This is a genomic window from Streptomyces sp. NBC_01275 (assembly GCF_026340655.1).
GTDB lineage: Bacteria > Actinomycetota > Actinomycetes > Streptomycetales > Streptomycetaceae > Streptomyces.
On sequence record NZ_JAPEOZ010000001.1, the window covers coordinates 9,074,389 to 9,089,875 of the forward strand.

Annotated in this window: 11 protein-coding genes; 4 read left to right on the plus strand and 7 right to left on the minus strand. The window is 73.5% G+C overall.

The window, feature by feature from the left end; genetic code table 11:
* Positions 1-12 precede the first annotated feature (12 nt).
* The 4 genes from OG562_RS39980 to OG562_RS39995 form a co-directional block, all read right to left on the minus strand.
* Complete coding sequence (locus OG562_RS39980; protein WP_266406814.1) at positions 13-804, minus strand: MBL fold metallo-hydrolase; 792 nt, start codon at positions 802-804, stop codon at positions 13-15.
* Positions 805-916: 112 nt separating this feature from the next.
* Entirely contained in the window at positions 917-1,441 is a 525-nt protein-coding gene (locus OG562_RS39985; RefSeq protein WP_266406815.1) for a hypothetical protein, read from the minus strand.
* 168 nt (positions 1,442-1,609) lie between these two features.
* Positions 1,610-1,840 carry a hypothetical protein gene (locus tag OG562_RS39990; protein WP_266406817.1) on the minus strand — a complete coding sequence of 77 codons (231 nt, stop codon included), beginning with the start codon at positions 1,838-1,840 and terminating at the stop codon, positions 1,610-1,612.
* Between the two features lie 145 nt (positions 1,841-1,985).
* On the minus strand, positions 1,986-2,837 hold the full coding sequence (locus tag OG562_RS39995; RefSeq protein ID WP_266406818.1) for a hypothetical protein: 852 nt from the start codon (positions 2,835-2,837) through the stop codon (positions 1,986-1,988).
* A gap of 178 nt (positions 2,838-3,015) precedes the next feature.
* Here OG562_RS39995 and OG562_RS40000 point away from each other — a divergent pair, with 178 nt between their 5' ends.
* The gene (locus OG562_RS40000; RefSeq protein ID WP_266406820.1) at positions 3,016-3,984 is read left to right on the plus strand and encodes an aldo/keto reductase; all 969 of its coding nucleotides are present in this window, start codon (positions 3,016-3,018) and stop codon (positions 3,982-3,984) included.
* Between the two features lie 54 nt (positions 3,985-4,038).
* Here the strand turns inward: OG562_RS40000 and OG562_RS40005 are convergent, their stop codons facing one another.
* Complete coding sequence (locus OG562_RS40005) at positions 4,039-4,869, minus strand: phytanoyl-CoA dioxygenase family protein (RefSeq protein WP_266406821.1); 831 nt, start codon at positions 4,867-4,869, stop codon at positions 4,039-4,041.
* Between the two features lie 87 nt (positions 4,870-4,956).
* Here OG562_RS40005 and OG562_RS40010 point away from each other — a divergent pair, with 87 nt between their 5' ends.
* Both OG562_RS40010 and OG562_RS40015 read left to right on the plus strand, forming a co-directional pair.
* Positions 4,957-5,913: a helix-turn-helix domain-containing protein gene (locus OG562_RS40010; RefSeq protein WP_266406822.1), complete on the plus strand. Its 957-nt coding sequence runs from the start codon at positions 4,957-4,959 to the stop codon at positions 5,911-5,913.
* A 327-nt stretch (positions 5,914-6,240) separates the two neighbouring features.
* Complete coding sequence (locus OG562_RS40015) at positions 6,241-8,208, plus strand: RICIN domain-containing protein (RefSeq protein WP_266406823.1); 1,968 nt, start codon at positions 6,241-6,243, stop codon at positions 8,206-8,208.
* A gap of 11 nt (positions 8,209-8,219) precedes the next feature.
* On the opposite strand, the gene OG562_RS40020 is transcribed toward OG562_RS40015, so the two are convergent.
* The gene (locus OG562_RS40020) at positions 8,220-9,476 is read right to left on the minus strand and encodes an SLC13 family permease (protein WP_266409783.1); all 1,257 of its coding nucleotides are present in this window, start codon (positions 9,474-9,476) and stop codon (positions 8,220-8,222) included.
* Positions 9,477-9,605: 129 nt separating this feature from the next.
* Complete coding sequence (locus tag OG562_RS40025; protein ID WP_266406824.1) at positions 9,606-11,972, minus strand: SpoIIE family protein phosphatase; 2,367 nt, start codon at positions 11,970-11,972, stop codon at positions 9,606-9,608.
* A gap of 323 nt (positions 11,973-12,295) precedes the next feature.
* Here OG562_RS40025 and OG562_RS40030 point away from each other — a divergent pair, with 323 nt between their 5' ends.
* Positions 12,296-15,382: a glycoside hydrolase family 2 TIM barrel-domain containing protein gene (locus OG562_RS40030; RefSeq protein ID WP_266406825.1), complete on the plus strand. Its 3,087-nt coding sequence runs from the start codon at positions 12,296-12,298 to the stop codon at positions 15,380-15,382.
* Positions 15,383-15,487 lie beyond the last annotated feature (105 nt).

Genomic DNA, 15,487 nt, shown 5'->3' on the forward strand with positions numbered 1-15,487 from the left:
CGCTCGGGTGCGTCAGACGGAGATCTCCGTCGCGGTGCCGGGCGGCAGCCAGTGGAACCGTTCGCGGATCTCGTCGGGGGCCTTGGCCAGCTCGGCCTCGACCGCGCCACGGCCCTCCTGGAAGTGCGACCAGCCCTCGTAGTGCACCGGCAGCACGGTGTGCGGGCGCACCGCACGGCACAGTTCGACGGCCCGGGACGCCGTCAGCGAGTAGCGGACGGGCCCGGTCAGCGGGAAGCCGACCCCGCCCAGGTGCACCAGGGCCGTGCCCACGGTGAGCCGGTTCGCCACCTCGCGGACACCGTCGTACAAGACCGTGTCGCCCGATATCCACAGGGCGCCGTGGCGTTGGCCGGGCCAGCTCAGGGCGAAGCCGGTCACGTCGCCGACGAGCGGGCGGGAGAGGGGCGGGCCGTGGCGGGCCGGGGTGGCGGTGATCTCGATCGGCGGGAGGCCGGCGGAGTTCAGCTGCCAGGTCGCCCAGGGGGCGAGGCCGCGGGCGTTGCCGCCGAGGCGGCGGGCGCCCGCCGGCGTCGTGAGGACGACGCCGGCCCGGGGCAGCAGGGCGCGCCCGGCCGTGTCCAGGTTGTCGGCGTGGTGGTCGTGGCTGAGTAACACGGCGTCGATCGGGGGCAGTTCGGCGATATCGAGGGACGGACCCGACGTCTTGCGCGAAGAGGTGCCCCAGCCGAAGGCGTAGCGGCGGCCGGGCGGATCGAACGTCGGGTCCGTGAGCAGTCGTCGGCCGGCGGCCTCGATGAGCGTGGTCGGGCCGCCGATGTGGGTGATGCGAACCTCGGTCATACGGTGGTCCTGGTCCTTTCAGATGTCCGGGCGCCCGGATGTCGGGGCGCCCGCAGGTCCGGGGCGACGGGCCGGATCGCGCCGCCGCCCCGGACCTGTCTACCAGGCCTCTTCACCGGCCCCGCCCAACGGACTTGGCGACCGGACCCGCCCAACGGACTTGGCGACCGGACCCGGCTACCGGGCGTGCGAGAGCGCCCAGTCGAGGGCGAAGTCGGCGACCTCCTCCCAGCCGGGCGCGACGGGCAGCAGATGCGGCCGGCCCGCGAACTCCCTGACCTCGGTGACCGTATGCGACGTGTAGTGCCGGGCGTTGGACTCCCGCACCTTCGGCGGCCCAGCCGCCCGACAACGGCTGCGCGGACAGCTCCTGCCCCAGGTCGGTGAGCGCCGGCGGATCGCCGGCCGTCGCGGTCACGATCCGCGCCGCCACGCCCGCGTCCAGCGGTCCGGCGACGGCCTCGCGCAGCAGCTCCAGTGCGTACGGCTCGGCGAGACCGCCGACGTCCGCGACGGCGATCCCCGCGGGCGTCCCGAAGCCGGTGCGCGCCGCGAACAGCAGCCCGACGCCCTCCGCGTGCACCCGGCGCGCGACGAAGGCGAGCGCGGCCAGCGATTCCTCGTGGACCCGCTGCACGTCGTCGACGCACCCCGGCACCGGGCTCGGCTCGGCGGCCTGCGCCGGCAGCGTGAGCGTGGCCAGACCCGCCAGGAAGCGAGCGGCGGTCGGCGGCCGGCCCGTCGGCCAGTCCGCAGGCGACCCGCAGCGCGGTGCGCTGCGGCGCGGGCAGCGCGCCGGGCTCCTTCAGCCCGTCCAGGAGCGGTACGAGCAGCCGTGCGGCGCGGCGAACGGGAACCCGCGCTCCGCGTCGACGCCGGCGACCCGCAGCACCCGCAGATCTGCGGCCTGCGCGACCGCGTGGTCCAGGAGCGCCGTCTTGCCGATGCCGGCGTCCCCGCGCAGCGCGGGCGCCCCGCTCAGCCCCCGTGCGGAGCCCGGCGACCAGGCCGTCGAGCCGCTCCCGCTCCCGGGCACCTCCTCTGAGGATCACGCCGACGTCCTTCGGAGAGGTCCGATGCGAGGCCGACGACAGAGGGTGTGAAGCGCTTGGGCGAGCGCTTTCATGCACGTTCATTCAAGCAAGTCCGGCCGCTCCGCAGGGTGGGAACGGCCGAAGGACTCATGCGCAGGTCACCGTCGGCCCCGCCAGCATCCCGCCGGTGAACAGCGCCTGCCCCTGCGGCATCCAGTAGCCCAGCTTGGACACGACCGTGGAGCAGGCGTCCTTCACCGCGACCTGGACGACGACGGTCGAGGGACGCCCCGGCTGCAGATCGGTGAGCGCGCAGTCCAGGGCGTAGGCGTTCCTGGTGCTCGCGGGGTAGCTGCCGGTCAGCGGATTGACGCAGCGGGCGTCGGACGTCGTCACCGTCATCCCCGAGGCCTCCTCCCCGATCAGCCCGAACCGCGCGCTCCCGTCGCCCCGCTCGCTGTCCCGGGACACGGTGTACGTCAGCGTGGTCACGGAGTTCGGGGCCAGCGACGTGCGGTCGACCTCGATGCGGTGGGTGGGCTGCGGCTTCGGCGCGGTCAGGGTGAGCGTGGCGTGCACGGTGCCGGTGAGGTCGACGCCGGCGGGCGTGGAGCGCACCCGTACGGTGGCGGTGACGTCGTAGACGCCGGGCCCGGGGTACTCGCCGGAACCCGGGAGCGTGCCCGAGGAGACCGTCTCCCCGTCGCGCCGCGCGGTCCAGGAGCCCGAGGTGAGACAGGCCAGGGCGCCGCTCCCGGCGCTGCGACAGCCGGCCGGCGCGGACACCGCCAGCGTCGGCGTGCCGCTGCCCGCGCACAGGCTGATCTGGGCCCGCTGTCCGCCCGGGCCCTGCAGGACGCCGGCCGGCGCGCACAGCGTCTCGGGCCCCTCGGCCACCGGATCCGGCGCGCTCGGCCCGCCCCACGCGGGCGACACGAGGGCCAGCGGCAGCACGGCCGCCCCGAGCAGGGTCCTGAGCTTCGTCCGTCGAGTCGCCACTGGTTCTCTCCCACACGCTCCGACCGGCCGGACGCCGGTCGCCTGCGCCGAGGATGCGGGACCGGCCGCACGGCCCGGCCGCTCCCACGCCGCGTGGTCACCTGAGGGCAGCAACGCGCGGCCGGGAGGAGACGTACGCTCCCCTGCGGTACCCCCACCGACGTCAGGAGCGGCAACGATGCAGTACGTGAAGCTCGGTTCGACGGGTCTGGACGTGTCGCGGATCTGTCTGGGCTGCATGACCTACGGGCTCCCGGACCGGGGCACGCACGAGTGGACCCTCGACGAGGAGGCGTCCCGCCCCCTGATCCGGCAGGCGATCGAGGCGGGCGTCACCTTCTTCGACACGGCCAACGTGTACTCCGACGGCACCAGCGAGGAGATCGTCGGCAAGGCGCTGCACGACTTCGCCCGCCGTGACGAGATCGTCCTCGCGACGAAGGTGCACGGCCGGATGCGGCCCGGCCCCAACGGCGGCGGACTGTCCCGCAAGGCCATTCTGTCGGAGATCGACCACAGCCTCGGCCGTCTCGGCGTCGACTACGTCGACCTGTACCAGATCCACCGCTTCGACCCGCACACCCCGGTCGAGGAGACCATGGAGGCCCTGCACGACGTGGTCAAGGCGGGCAAGGCGCGCTACATCGGGGCGAGTTCGATGTACGCCTGGCAGTTCGCCAAGATGCAGCACACCGCCGAACGGCACGGCTGGACCAGGTTCGTGTCCATGCAGAACCACTACAACCTCCTCTACCGCGAGGAGGAGCGCGAGATGCTGCCGCTCTGCGCGGACCAGGGTGTCGGCGTGCTGCCCTGGAGCCCGCTGGCCCGCGGCCGCCTCACCCGCGACTGGGGGTCCGTCACCGGGCGCAGCGCGAGCGACGAGTTCGGCGGCCGCCTCTACCCGGAGGGCGACCGCGCCATCGTCGAGGCGGTCACCCGGATCGCGGACGAGCGGGGCGTCCCGCGGGCCCAGGTGGCGCTCGCCTGGCTGCTGCGCCAGGACACGGTGACGGCCCCGATCATCGGCGCGTCCAAGCCCGGGCACCTTCGGGACGCGGTGGCGGCGGTCGAACTGCCCCTGAGCGACAAGGAGTCGGAGGAGCTGGAACAGGCCTACGTCCCCCATCCGATCGCCGGTCACTGAGCCGGCCGCCGAGCCGGTCACCGAGCCGGTCGCTGAGCCGGGTCATCGAAGTGTTCAGTGCGGCCCGTGCGGTGCGAACTCCGTGCCGCACGGGCCCGCGCCCTCGCTCTCCGGCAGCGGAATCCGCTCGCCGTCCATCGACAGCGTGCGGTAGTGCCGCCCGATGCGCCGCGCGGAGCGGCCGACGTAGTGCCCGATGAAGGAGCGGCGGAACCGGTCGGCGCTGCGGTTGGGCCGCGAGCCGTGCACCAGGGTGCCGTTGAAGAACAGGACGTCGCCCGGCGCCATGTCGACCGGCACGCTCGCGAGTCCGGGCGGCACCGGCACGTACTCCCGCGCGAACGACAGCTCCGCGTCCGCCTCCTCCGGGCAGAACAGCCCCATCCGATGGGTGCCCGGAACCACCTCCAGGCCGCCGTTGTCCCGGTCGATCACGTCACAGGCCAGCCACGCGGCCACGCAGGTGCCCGGCTCGACCCGCAGATAGAAGTCGTCCTGGTGCAGCGCCTGGCCCCGGGCCCCCGGCGGCTTGAAATAGAACATGCTCTGTGCGGCCAGCGCCTCCTCGCCGAGCAGCGCCTCCAGCACGCCCCGCAGCCGCGCGTCCAGCAGCGCCCGCCGGGCCAGGCCGCTGAACTCGTGCGGCTGCATCACCCTCGGGTACGCGTGCAGCGGGTCGGCTGACCCGGGGCGCGGCTCGAAATGCCCGGGCACCGGCCGCCCGGCCGCGTGCAGCGCCGCGAACTCGGCACACAGCCGGTCGACTTCGTCGTACCCGAACAGCCCCCGGACGACGGTGAAGCCGTCCTCCCGATACCGCCGCAGCCCCGCGCGGGTCAGGACCGGAGTGCCGACGGCGCCGGCGTCGGTGTCCGTGACGGTCATGTGCGTCCTCCTCGATGCCTCCGGACGTCTTCGGACGCCTCGATCGGTCTGCCACGCTAGGCCGACGCGGTACGACGGAGGATGCCCATGCGTGCTGACCACCTGCCCGAGGCTGCCGCGCCCGGGACCCCGTCCCCGCCGCCCGGCCTGCTGGTGGTCGGGCACTTCGACGAGCGCACCGGGTACGGCGTCAACCGGCCGCGCGGCTCGGACAGTTGGCTGTTCACCTGGACCACGGGCGGGGCCGGACGGCTGCGGCAGGGCGGGACCGAGGTGCGATCGGACGTGGGCGGTCTGGTGGCCCTCGCGCCGGGCGTCCCGCACGCCTACGCCGTCGAACCCGGCGTCGCGCACTGGCGGTTCTGGTGGGCGCACTGCCAGGCCCGCCCGTCCTGGATGCCCTGGCTGCGCCCGTACGGCTCCGGCGACGGCCTGTACTCCGTCGCCCCCGTCCCGGCCGCGCTGCACGACCGGGTCGAGTCCGCCTTCCGCCGTATGCGGGCCGACGCCCACTGGACGGACGCCCACGGGGCCGGGGCGGGGGAGCCGGCCGGGGGCTCCGGGATCGCGGTGGCCGACGGCACGGCAGCCCGGGAACTCGCCCTGTGCGCACTGGAGGAGGCCGTCCTGCTCACCACGGCCTCCGCGCGTCCGCCCCGGCCCTCGCCCGGCGTCGACGACCGGGTCCGCCGGGCGCAGGCGCTGATCGCCGCCGACCCCGGCGCCCCGCACACCGTCCGCTCGCTCGCCCGGCACGTGGCGCTCTCGCCCTCGCGCTTCGCCCACCTGTTCGCCGAGCAGGTCGGCCAGTCCCCGATGCGGCACCTGCGCGAGGCGCGCCTGCGGCACGCGGCCCGGCTGCTGGAGGGCGCCGCCGATCTGTCCGTGGAGCGGGTCGCGGCGGCCTCGGGCTTCGCCAGCCCCTTCCACTTCACCCGCGTGTTCCGCGCCCGGTACGGGACGCCCCCTGGGGCGTACCGGGACGGAATGCGCACCGCAATTGACGTCCCGAAAGGGACGCCAAAAGGGGCACCAATACCGTGACCGTCCCGAACGGATCCCCGATTGACGATTCGTCAATATTCTTCGGTCGCTGCACCAGGCACGAAAGCGCGAGATCTCTTGTTCCTCCTGGTGCGCCTGTGCGAAGGTGTGCCGTGTCGGTGCGCGGACAGAAAATATTCACGCCGCGCGCACGAGGCCCTCTCGTCCACCACCCCCCACGCTTCAAAAGAGCTGTCCCGGCGGACGTCGAGATGCCGAACCCTGAGTGATCGGATCCCGTCGCCCTGAAGGCGGGGTCGCATACCTGTTGGTATGGACTTTATGCAGCATGTCCCCGGGAGGAATGCAGCTGTGAAAGACGCAGGCATGTCGAATTCCCCTTCGGCGCGCCGCTTCGACGCGACGGACGAACAGCTCAGCTCCGAGTTGAAGAAGTGGACCGGCGCCTCGCCCGCGCTGCACCCCGTCGGCGAACTGCTGGACCGGCACTGGGAGGCGGCCTTCGCCTACGCCCGGCTGTGCACCGAGACCGAGCGCGCGGCCGGCATGCTGACCACGGCGGCGTTCACCCGCCTGTTCGGCGAGACCCTGCGGCAGAACGGGCCGACGGCCGCCTGGCGTCCCCATCTGCTGGTCACCGTGCGCCGGATCGCCGCCGAGTGGGACTCCGACGGCCGCCGCGACCTGCTGCACCCCGCCCTGCGCGTAGCGGAGGGCGACGGCGAACGCGCGGCCGCCCTGCTGCTCCCGCCGGTGAACCGGCGCATGCTGTCCCGGGCGTTCCAGCGACTGCCCCAGTCCGCCCGCTGCCTGCTGTGGCACACGGAGGTCGAGGCCGAGCCCCTGGCGATCCCGGCCGGCCTGCTCGGCCACGACGAGGAGGGCGCCCGCGTCGAACTGCGCCGGGCCCGCGAGCGGCTGCGCGAGGAGTGCCTCCAGGTGCACCGCGAGCTCGCCACCGAGGACGACTGCCACCGCTACCACCGGCTGCTGGACGTCACCTGCCGCCGCGGCGGCGTCGACGTCGACCCCGACCTGCGCGGACACCTCGAGCAGTGCCGGCACTGCGGAACCACCGCCGACCAGCTGCTGCAGTTCGAGGGGTTCCTCGGCGTCGCGCTGGCCGAAGGCGTCCTGGGCTGGGCCGCCCACGCCTACCTGGAGATCAGGGCGGCCGGCGACCGCGAGCCGGTCGACGCGCCGCAGCAGCCCCCGACCGTCGTCGGCGCCTTCCGCGGCGAGGCCTTCACCGACGAGGGCGAGGCGGCCCCGTCGCCCGGCGCCGCCCTGGCGCCGGTCGTCAGGTCCCGCCCTGGATCGATCGCCAAGTACCCCGCGTCCCCCGCGGGAACGGGGACCGGCGCCGACTCCCGCCCCGGGTCGCGCCGCTCGGCGCACAAGGCGGCCCGCCGGGTCCGCCGCCGCAACCTGGCCGCCGCCGTGCTGACCGTGAGCGGCATGGTCGTCCTCCCGCTCGTGGTGTGGGCGGCCCTCGGCTCGGGCGACGGAAACTCCCCGGCCGCCGACAACGAGGCGGCGAAGTCGCCGGGCACGGACACGTCCGCCGCCGACCCGTCCTGGGTCGGCGCGGCCGACGACGCCCAGGGCACGATGAGCGGCCGGCTGCACAACGTCGCCTCCGGGCTGTGCATCGGCATCGTCGGCGGGAAGGCCGTCAAGGGCGCCGAGACCGAACTCGCCGACTGCTCCTCCGCCGCCGGCCAGCAGTGGGCGTACGAGACCGACGGGCTGCTGCGCAGCGTCGCCGACTCCGACCTGTGCCTCGACTCCCAGCTCGGCTACTCGGTGCGCCTGGCCCCCTGCACGGGCGAGTCCAAGCAGGACGCCAAGAACATCCGGTACGACTTCACCCTCCAGGGCACGCTCGTCCCGAGGTCGGACCAGAACCTCGCGCTGGCCCCCGCCGCCACCGACGGATCGGGCGCCCTCGTCCTGAAGAACCGCGCGGACGCGAACGCCCAGCGCTGGGTGATCGACACCTCGCAGCCCGACCCGCAGATGCAGTTCGTCAACTGGGGCGCCGACAGCACCTCCGACGACACGCCGGCTCCGACGCCCACGCCCAAGTCGGCGACGACCCCGACGACGTCCACCCCGAAGCCGTCCGCGACGCCCACCACCCCCAAGTCGAGCAGCTCCTCGTCCGTCTCCGACAAGGCCTCCTGCTCGTACTACACCTACTACTGCTCAGGGGGCGGCCAGTCGGGCTCCTCCGCAGGCTCCGGCTACGGGTCCGGCGGCTACGGATACGGCTACGGATACGGATACGGTTACGGGGGGTACGGCTCCGGCTTCGGCAGCGGGCGCCGCTGACGGCCCCGCGGTCACACCCCGACCACCTGGAGCGACGCCCACAGCGCCACCACGGCCGCGACCAGCGTGGCCGGCACGGTGAGCAGCCCCAGCCGGGTGAACTCCCCGACCTCCACCCGCTCGTCGCGGTCCTGCACCACCCGCCGCCACAGCAGCGTCGCCAGCGACCCGGCGTACGTCAGGTTCGGGCCGATGTTCACGCCCAGGAGCACCGCGAGCACCGCCCCGGTCCCGGCCGGGGCGGCCAGCGGCACCAGGACCAGCACCGCCGGCAGGTTGTTGATCAGGTTGGCCAGGACGGCGGCCAGCGCGGCGACGCCCAGCAGGGCGAGCAGCCCCGAGCCGCCCGGCAGCGCGTGCCGCAGCGCCGAGGCGAGCCCGTTGTCGACGACCGCCCGCACGACGATCCCGAGCGCCAGCACGAACGCCAGGAACCCCGGGGCCGCGGCCCGCACCACGGACACCGGCGTCGCCCGCCGCCGTACCAGCGCCCGCCCGGCCATCACCACGGCCCCCGCGCACGCGGCCCACGCCGGCTCGATCCCGAGCGCCGAGGCCACCACGAAACCGGCGAGCGTGCAGGCCACGGTGACCAGCGCGAACACCGGGAACTCGGGCGCCGGACCGGTGTCGGGGGCGGGCTCGGCGGCGGGTAGATCATCTGCGAAGAACCGCCGGAAGACCGCGTACTCGACGCCGACCGCGACCACCCAGGGCAGCGCCATCAGCGCGGCGAACCGGGTGAAGCTCAGCCCGCTCGCGGCGAACGCCAGCAGGTTGGTGAGGTTGGACACCGGCAGCAGCAGCGAGGCCGTGTTCGACAGATGCGCGCAGGCGTAGACATGCGGCCGGGAACGCACGCCCATCCGGGCGGCCGTGGCGAACACCACCGGCGTCAGCAGCACCACCGTCGCGTCCAGACTGAGCACGGCCGTGACGACCGAGGCCAGCACGAACACCGCCGTCAGCAGCCGCCGGGGCCGCCCCGCCGCCCGCCGGGCCATCCACGCCCCGCACGCCGTGAACAGTCCCTCGACGTCGCACAGGTGCGCCAGCACCAGCACCGCCGCGAGGAAGCCGATCACCGGCCCGAGCCGCTCCGCCTCCGTCAGCGCGTGCTCCGGCGCGATCGCCCCCAGGGCGATCACGAGGGCCGCGGCAGGGACGGCGACGACGGCCTCCGACCGTCCGGCGGGACGCAGGACGGCCCACACGAGGGAGGCGATCAGAAGGACGACGGACAGTATTTCGGCGAGCGTGGTGTTCAGGAGACTCTCCGGGACGGGAACGGGCGTCCATCAGAACACGTGTGGGTAAGAGCCCCGCCCGGCCCTGCTCCCGCCCCCGCTTCCTCGCCTCACCGCCTCACTGCCTCGTCCCCCTGCCCGTCCCTCGCCTCACTCCTCCTCGGACAGCGACAGCTCCGCCCAGATCGTCTTGCCCTCGGGGGTGTGCCGGCTGCCCCAGCGCTGGGTGAGCTGGGCGACCAGGAGCAGACCGCGGCCGCCCTCGTCCCAGGTCTTCGCCCGGCGCAGGTGCGGGGCGGTGTGGCTGGTGTCGGACACCTCACAGATCAGGGTCGTCGCGTCGTGGATCAGCCGCAGCCGGATGGGGTGGGCGCCGTACCGGATCGCGTTGGTGACCAGCTCGCTCACCACCAGCTCGGTCGTGAACGACGCCTCGCTCAGCTCCCAGGCCGCCAGCTGCTCGACGACCTGCTTGCGGATCGGCGCGACGAGCGAGGGATCGGCCGGAATGTGCCAGGTCGAGACCTGCGAGGCGGGCAGCCCCCGGGTGCGCGCGAGCAGCAGCGCCACGTCGTCGGAGGCGCCGCCCGGCGGGAGCAGGGCGTGCAGGATGCGGTCGCAGGTCTCGTCCAGGGAGTCCGAGTACGCCTTCAGGGACTCGCTCAGCAGCCGGTGACCGGCGTCCGCGTCCCGCTGGGACTCGATCAGACCGTCCGTGTAGAAGGCGAGGACGCTGCCCTCGGCCAGCTCCAGCTCGGTCGACTCGAAGGGCAGCCCGCCCACGCCGAGCGCGGGCCCGGCGGGCAGCTCCACCGGGTGCGGCACACCGCCCGGCCGGAGCAGCACCGGCGGGGGATGGTCGGCTCCGGCGAGGGTGCAGCGCCGGGACACCGGGTCGTACACCGCGTACAGACAGCTCGCGCCGACCTCGCCGGGGCTGCCCTCGCCGCCGGCCTCCTCGGACAGCCGCACCACGAGGTCGTCGAGGTGGGTGAGCAGCTCGTCGGGGGCCAGGTCGATGTCGGCGAGGGTGCGGACGGCGGTGCGCAGCCGGCCCATGGTGGCCGAGGCCTGGACGCCGTGGCCCACGACGTCCCCGACGACCATGGCGACCCGCAACCCGGACAGCGGGATCACGTCGAACCAGTCCCCGCCCACCCCGGCGCGGGCGGCCGGCAGATAGCGGGACGCGGCGTCGACGGCGGCCGTGCGGGGCAGGGAGCGCGGCAGCAGGCTGCGCTGCAGGGCGAGGGCCGTGTCACGCTCGCGGGAGTACAGGCGGGCGTTGTCGATGCAGACGGCGGCGCGGGCCGTGACCTCCTCGGCCAGCAGCACGTCGTCCGGGGTGAACGGGTCCGGCCGCCGGAACCGGGTGAGGACGGCGACCCCCAGCGTCACGCCCCGGGCCTGGATCGGCACGGACATCGTGGAGTGGACGCCGAGCTCGCGCACCCGTTCCGCGCGCGCGGTGTCCCAGCTCAGCCAGGCGTCCAGGGCGCCGCTCGGCACGGAGCCGACGATGGTGCGCCCCGCGACCAGCGAGTCGGCCTGCGGAGATCCGGCCGGGTAGTGCTGCGCCTCGCCCGGCTTGGCGACGGCCTCCGGACTGCCCGGGTTGATCGAGTGGTGCGCGGCGCGGCGCAGGCTCACCGGCGGGGTGAACCGGGCCGGCGGCTCCCCGCCGTCCTGCGGGTCGAGCAGGTCGACGCTGACGAAGTCGGCGAGCGCGGGCACGCACACGGCCGCCAGCTCCTGTGCCGTCCGGGTGACGTCGAGGGTGCTGCCGATGCGCACGCTCGCCTCGTTGACCAGCTGAAGCCGCTCCCGGGCGAGGTAGTTCTCGGTGAAGTCGTGGGCGGCCAGGCACACGCCCCGCACCCGGCCCGCGCCGTCCGTGATCGGCGCCATCCGGGCCAGCCAGGCGTGCGCGCGCTCCTCGCCGCCGGTGCGCATGTACGTCTGGACGTCCTCGGCCCGGCCGCTGGTGAGCACCCGCAGCAGATGCCGTTCCAGCTCCGCGCTCTGCGGTTTTCCGCCGATCTCGGAGACCCGCAGCCCCCGGACGCGCTCCTCGGGCAGTCCGATGACCTCGGCCATCGCGTCGTTGATCCGGCGCAGCCGCAGCCGGTCGTCGTAGACGGCGACGGCGCACGGCGACTGGACCAGCGCGGCCGTGGCCAGCGGGTCGTCGGGGGAGTCGGGGCCGCCGCCGGAGAGGGGGGTCACGACGAGCCACTGCCCCGGCGTGCCGTCGCGTGAGGGGTGATGGTGGGCGAGCACCCACATCGGCACGGCCCGGCCGTCCCGGTGGCGCAAAGCGACCGTTCCGTCCCAGCGGGCCCCGGTGAGGACGGGCGCTCCGTCCGCCAGCAGGTTCCCGGCGGGCCGGCCCACGACCTCGGCCGCCGTCCAGCCCAGCAGGGCCCGCGCGCCCTCGTTCCAGCCGACGAGCGTGCCGACGTCGTCGACGACAGCCCGGGCCGTCGCGGCCTCGTCGAACGGATACTCCGGGCTCATCGTCGCCACTCCATCGCGGACACTCACAGTGAACAGGCGCTTTCACATCCGTTCCAGGGTAGTCCGTCCCGCCCGCGCACGGACGGGAACCCCCACGGGGCGGCAGAGCGCCGGGATACGGCCCAGGTCAAGGGGTAAATCCAGCCGTTGTCACCCGAAAGGGCCCAGGTGTGGCCGTGGCGCACCCGTGGGACGGGATGACGCGTCCGGCCCCTTGACGGGCAGGAGTCGACCGTCGTCAGATTCTGTTTGTTAACGATCAGTTGTGAGTACTTCTGGTTCCTATGGTTCCTATTGAGGTTCCTGATGAGGGAGAGCCGACCATGACGGTCACTCGCAGATCGGTCCTTCTCGCCTCCGCGGCCGCGCCGGCCGCCGGAGCGCTCCTCGGCACCCCGGCGGCCCAGGCCGCCGAGACCGGGTCGAGCGCCTCCGGCCGGCACACGGTCGCGCTGCGCGACGGCTGGCGCTTCGCGCTGGCCAACCCGGGCGGGATCACCGACCCGACCGGGCAGTACGCGGACGCCGCCGCCCCCGGCTACGACGACTCGGGCTGGCGCGAGGTCGCGGTCCCGCACGACTGGAGCATCGAACAGACCCCCACCACGCAGAACGGCACCACCAGCGGCACCGGCTTCTTCCCCGGCGGCCTCGGCTGGTACCGCCTCGCCTTCACCCTGCCGGCCTCCCACGCGGGCCGGCGGATCTCGGTCGAGTTCGACGGCGTCTACATGGACTCCTCCGTCTACTGCAACGGCGTCGAGGTCGGCCGCCACCCCTACGGTTACACCGGCTTCGCCCTCGACCTCACCGACCTGCTGCACACCGACGGCACGACGGAGAACGTGCTCGCGGTCAAGGTGCAGAACCGTCTGCCCAGCAGCCGCTGGTACTCCGGCAGCGGCATCTACCGCGAGGCCCGCCTGGTCGTCACCGAGCCGGTGCACGTCGCCCGCTGGGGCACCTACGTCACCACCCCGGAGGTCACCGACGAACGGGCCGTCGTCCGGATCGCGACCACCGTGGAGAACGCCTCCGGCACGGGCGCGGACGTCGAGGTCGTCTCCCGCGTCGTCGCCCCCAACGGCCGCACCCTCGCCCGTGCGTCCACCACGGTCGCCGTCGCCGACCGGGCCACCGAGACCCATGAACTCACCGTCCCCGAACCGGTGTTGTGGGACTTCGAGGACCCCCGCCGCTACACCCTGGAGACAGAGCTCCGGGTGGACGGCGAGCGCGTCGACTCCTACCGCACCCCCTTCGGCATCCGCACCTTCCGCTTCGACCCGGACGAGGGCTTCTTCCTCAACGGGACCCACGCCAAGATCAAGGGCGTCGACCTCCACCACGACCTGGGCGCGCTCGGCGCGGCGATCAGCGTCGACGCGGTCCGCCGCCAGATGACGATCATGAAGTCGATGGGCGTCAACGCCTTCCGGACCTCCCACAACCCGCCCTCGCCGGAGATCGTCCGGGTCTGCGAGGACCTGGGCATCGTGATGATGGTCGAGGCCTTCGACTGCTGGAAGACCGGCAAGACGCGCTACGACTACGGCCGGTTCTTCGACGAGTGGTGCGAGAAGGACGCCGCCGAGATGGTGCTGGCCGCCCGCAACTCGCCCGCCGTGGTGCTGTGGTCCATCGGCAACGAGATCACCGACTCCACCTCCACCGCCGGTCTGGCCATGGCCGACCGGATCATCGGCGCGATCAGGGCGGCCGACGACACCCGCCCGCTCGTCATCGGCTCCGACAAGTACCGCACCCCGCCCGCCAAGGGCTCGGCCGCCGATCTGATGCTGGCCAAGCTGGACGGGCTCGGCCTCAACTACAACACCGCGAAGTCGGTGGACGCGCTGCACGCCGCCTACCCGCACCTGTTCCTCTTCGAGTCCGAGTCGTCCTCGGAGACCTCCACGCGCGGGACGTACCAGGAGCCCGGGCACCTCAACACCGGCGAGAACCACACTCCTGGCAGGCGAGCGACCTCGTCCTACGACAACAACCTCGCCTCCTGGACGATGAGCGGCGAGTACGGGCACAAGAAGGACCGGGACCGGAAGTGGTTCGCCGGGCAGTTCCTGTGGTCAGGCATCGACTACATCGGCGAGCCCACGCCGTACAACGTCTTCCCGGTCAAGGCGTCCTTCTTCGGCGCGGTCGACACGGCCGGCTTCCCCAAGGACATGTACCACCTGTTCCGCAGCCAGTGGGTCGACGAGCCCATGGTCCATCTGGTGCCGATGACCTGGAACCACACGGCGGGCGACACGGTCGAGGTGTGGGCGTACGCCAACGTCGACACCGTCGAGCTGTACCTCAACGGAAGGTCCCTGGGGGTGCGGACGTTCGACACGAAGAAGACCGTCGACGGCCGCACCTACCTGGAGACCACCGAGGCCACCGGCGACGACAAGACGTTCGCCTCCGGCCCCTACCCGGGCAGCTACACCAGCCCCAACGGCAGCGCGGGCAAGCTGCATCTGACGTGGCAGGTCGCCTACGAGCCGGGCGAGCTGAAGGCGGTGGCCCGCAGGAACGGCCGCAAGGTCGCCACCGACGTCCTGCGCACGGCAGGCGACCCGCACGCCGTACGCCTCACCGCGGACCGCACGTCCCTGCCCGCGGACGGCCGTTCGCTGGTCTTCGTCACCGCCGACGTGGTCGACGCGCGCGGGGTCGTCGTGCCGGACGCCGAACATCTCATCTCCTTCGAGGTGACCGGCGGTTCGCTCGCCGGACTCGACAACGGGCGCGAGGAGAGCGCCGAGCGGTACCAGGCCAGCACCCGAACCGCCTTCTGCGGCAAGGCCCTCGCCATCGTGCGCTCCGGGACGAAGGCGGGCGCGCTGAAGGTGACCGCGAGCGTGGACGGTCTGCGCAGGGGCACCGCCACCGTGCGCACCGCCCACGCCCGCTCGACGGCTGCCACGCCCGCGCCCGTCTTCGCCCCCGAGCACCCGGCGCCGCTCGACCATCCCTCCGCGGACGCCAGTTACTCCGGCCGGGCGGACACCCTGCCCGCCGCCGTGCTGGACGGCGACCCGGCCACCGGCTGGTCCAACGCCTTCGCCAAGTCCGCCACCGCCCTGTTGCCCGCCTTCAACGGGGCGCGGGCCGAGGACTGGATCTCGGTGGACTGGGGCCGGACCCGGGACTTCGACCGGGTGGCGGTCTCCTTCACCGTCGACGCCACGCACAGCCTGCCCTCGGCGGTCGGGGTCGAGGTCTGGGACGGGGACGCGTATGTGCCGGTCACCGGGGCGGCCGTCGACTGGGCGACCGTCTCGGACGCGCCGACGGCTCTCACCTTCGACCCGGTGCGCGGCTCCCGGCTGCGGCTGACGCTGACCAGCAGCGCACCCGGCACGGTCCAGGGGGCGGTCCGCATCAGCAAGCTGGAGGCGTGACCGCCTGACCGGAGGCGGACCCTGCGGCGCTCAGGCCCGGACCCGACCGGACCCGACCGGACCCGACCGGACCGGACGAACGGCCCGGACGAACGGCCCGGACGA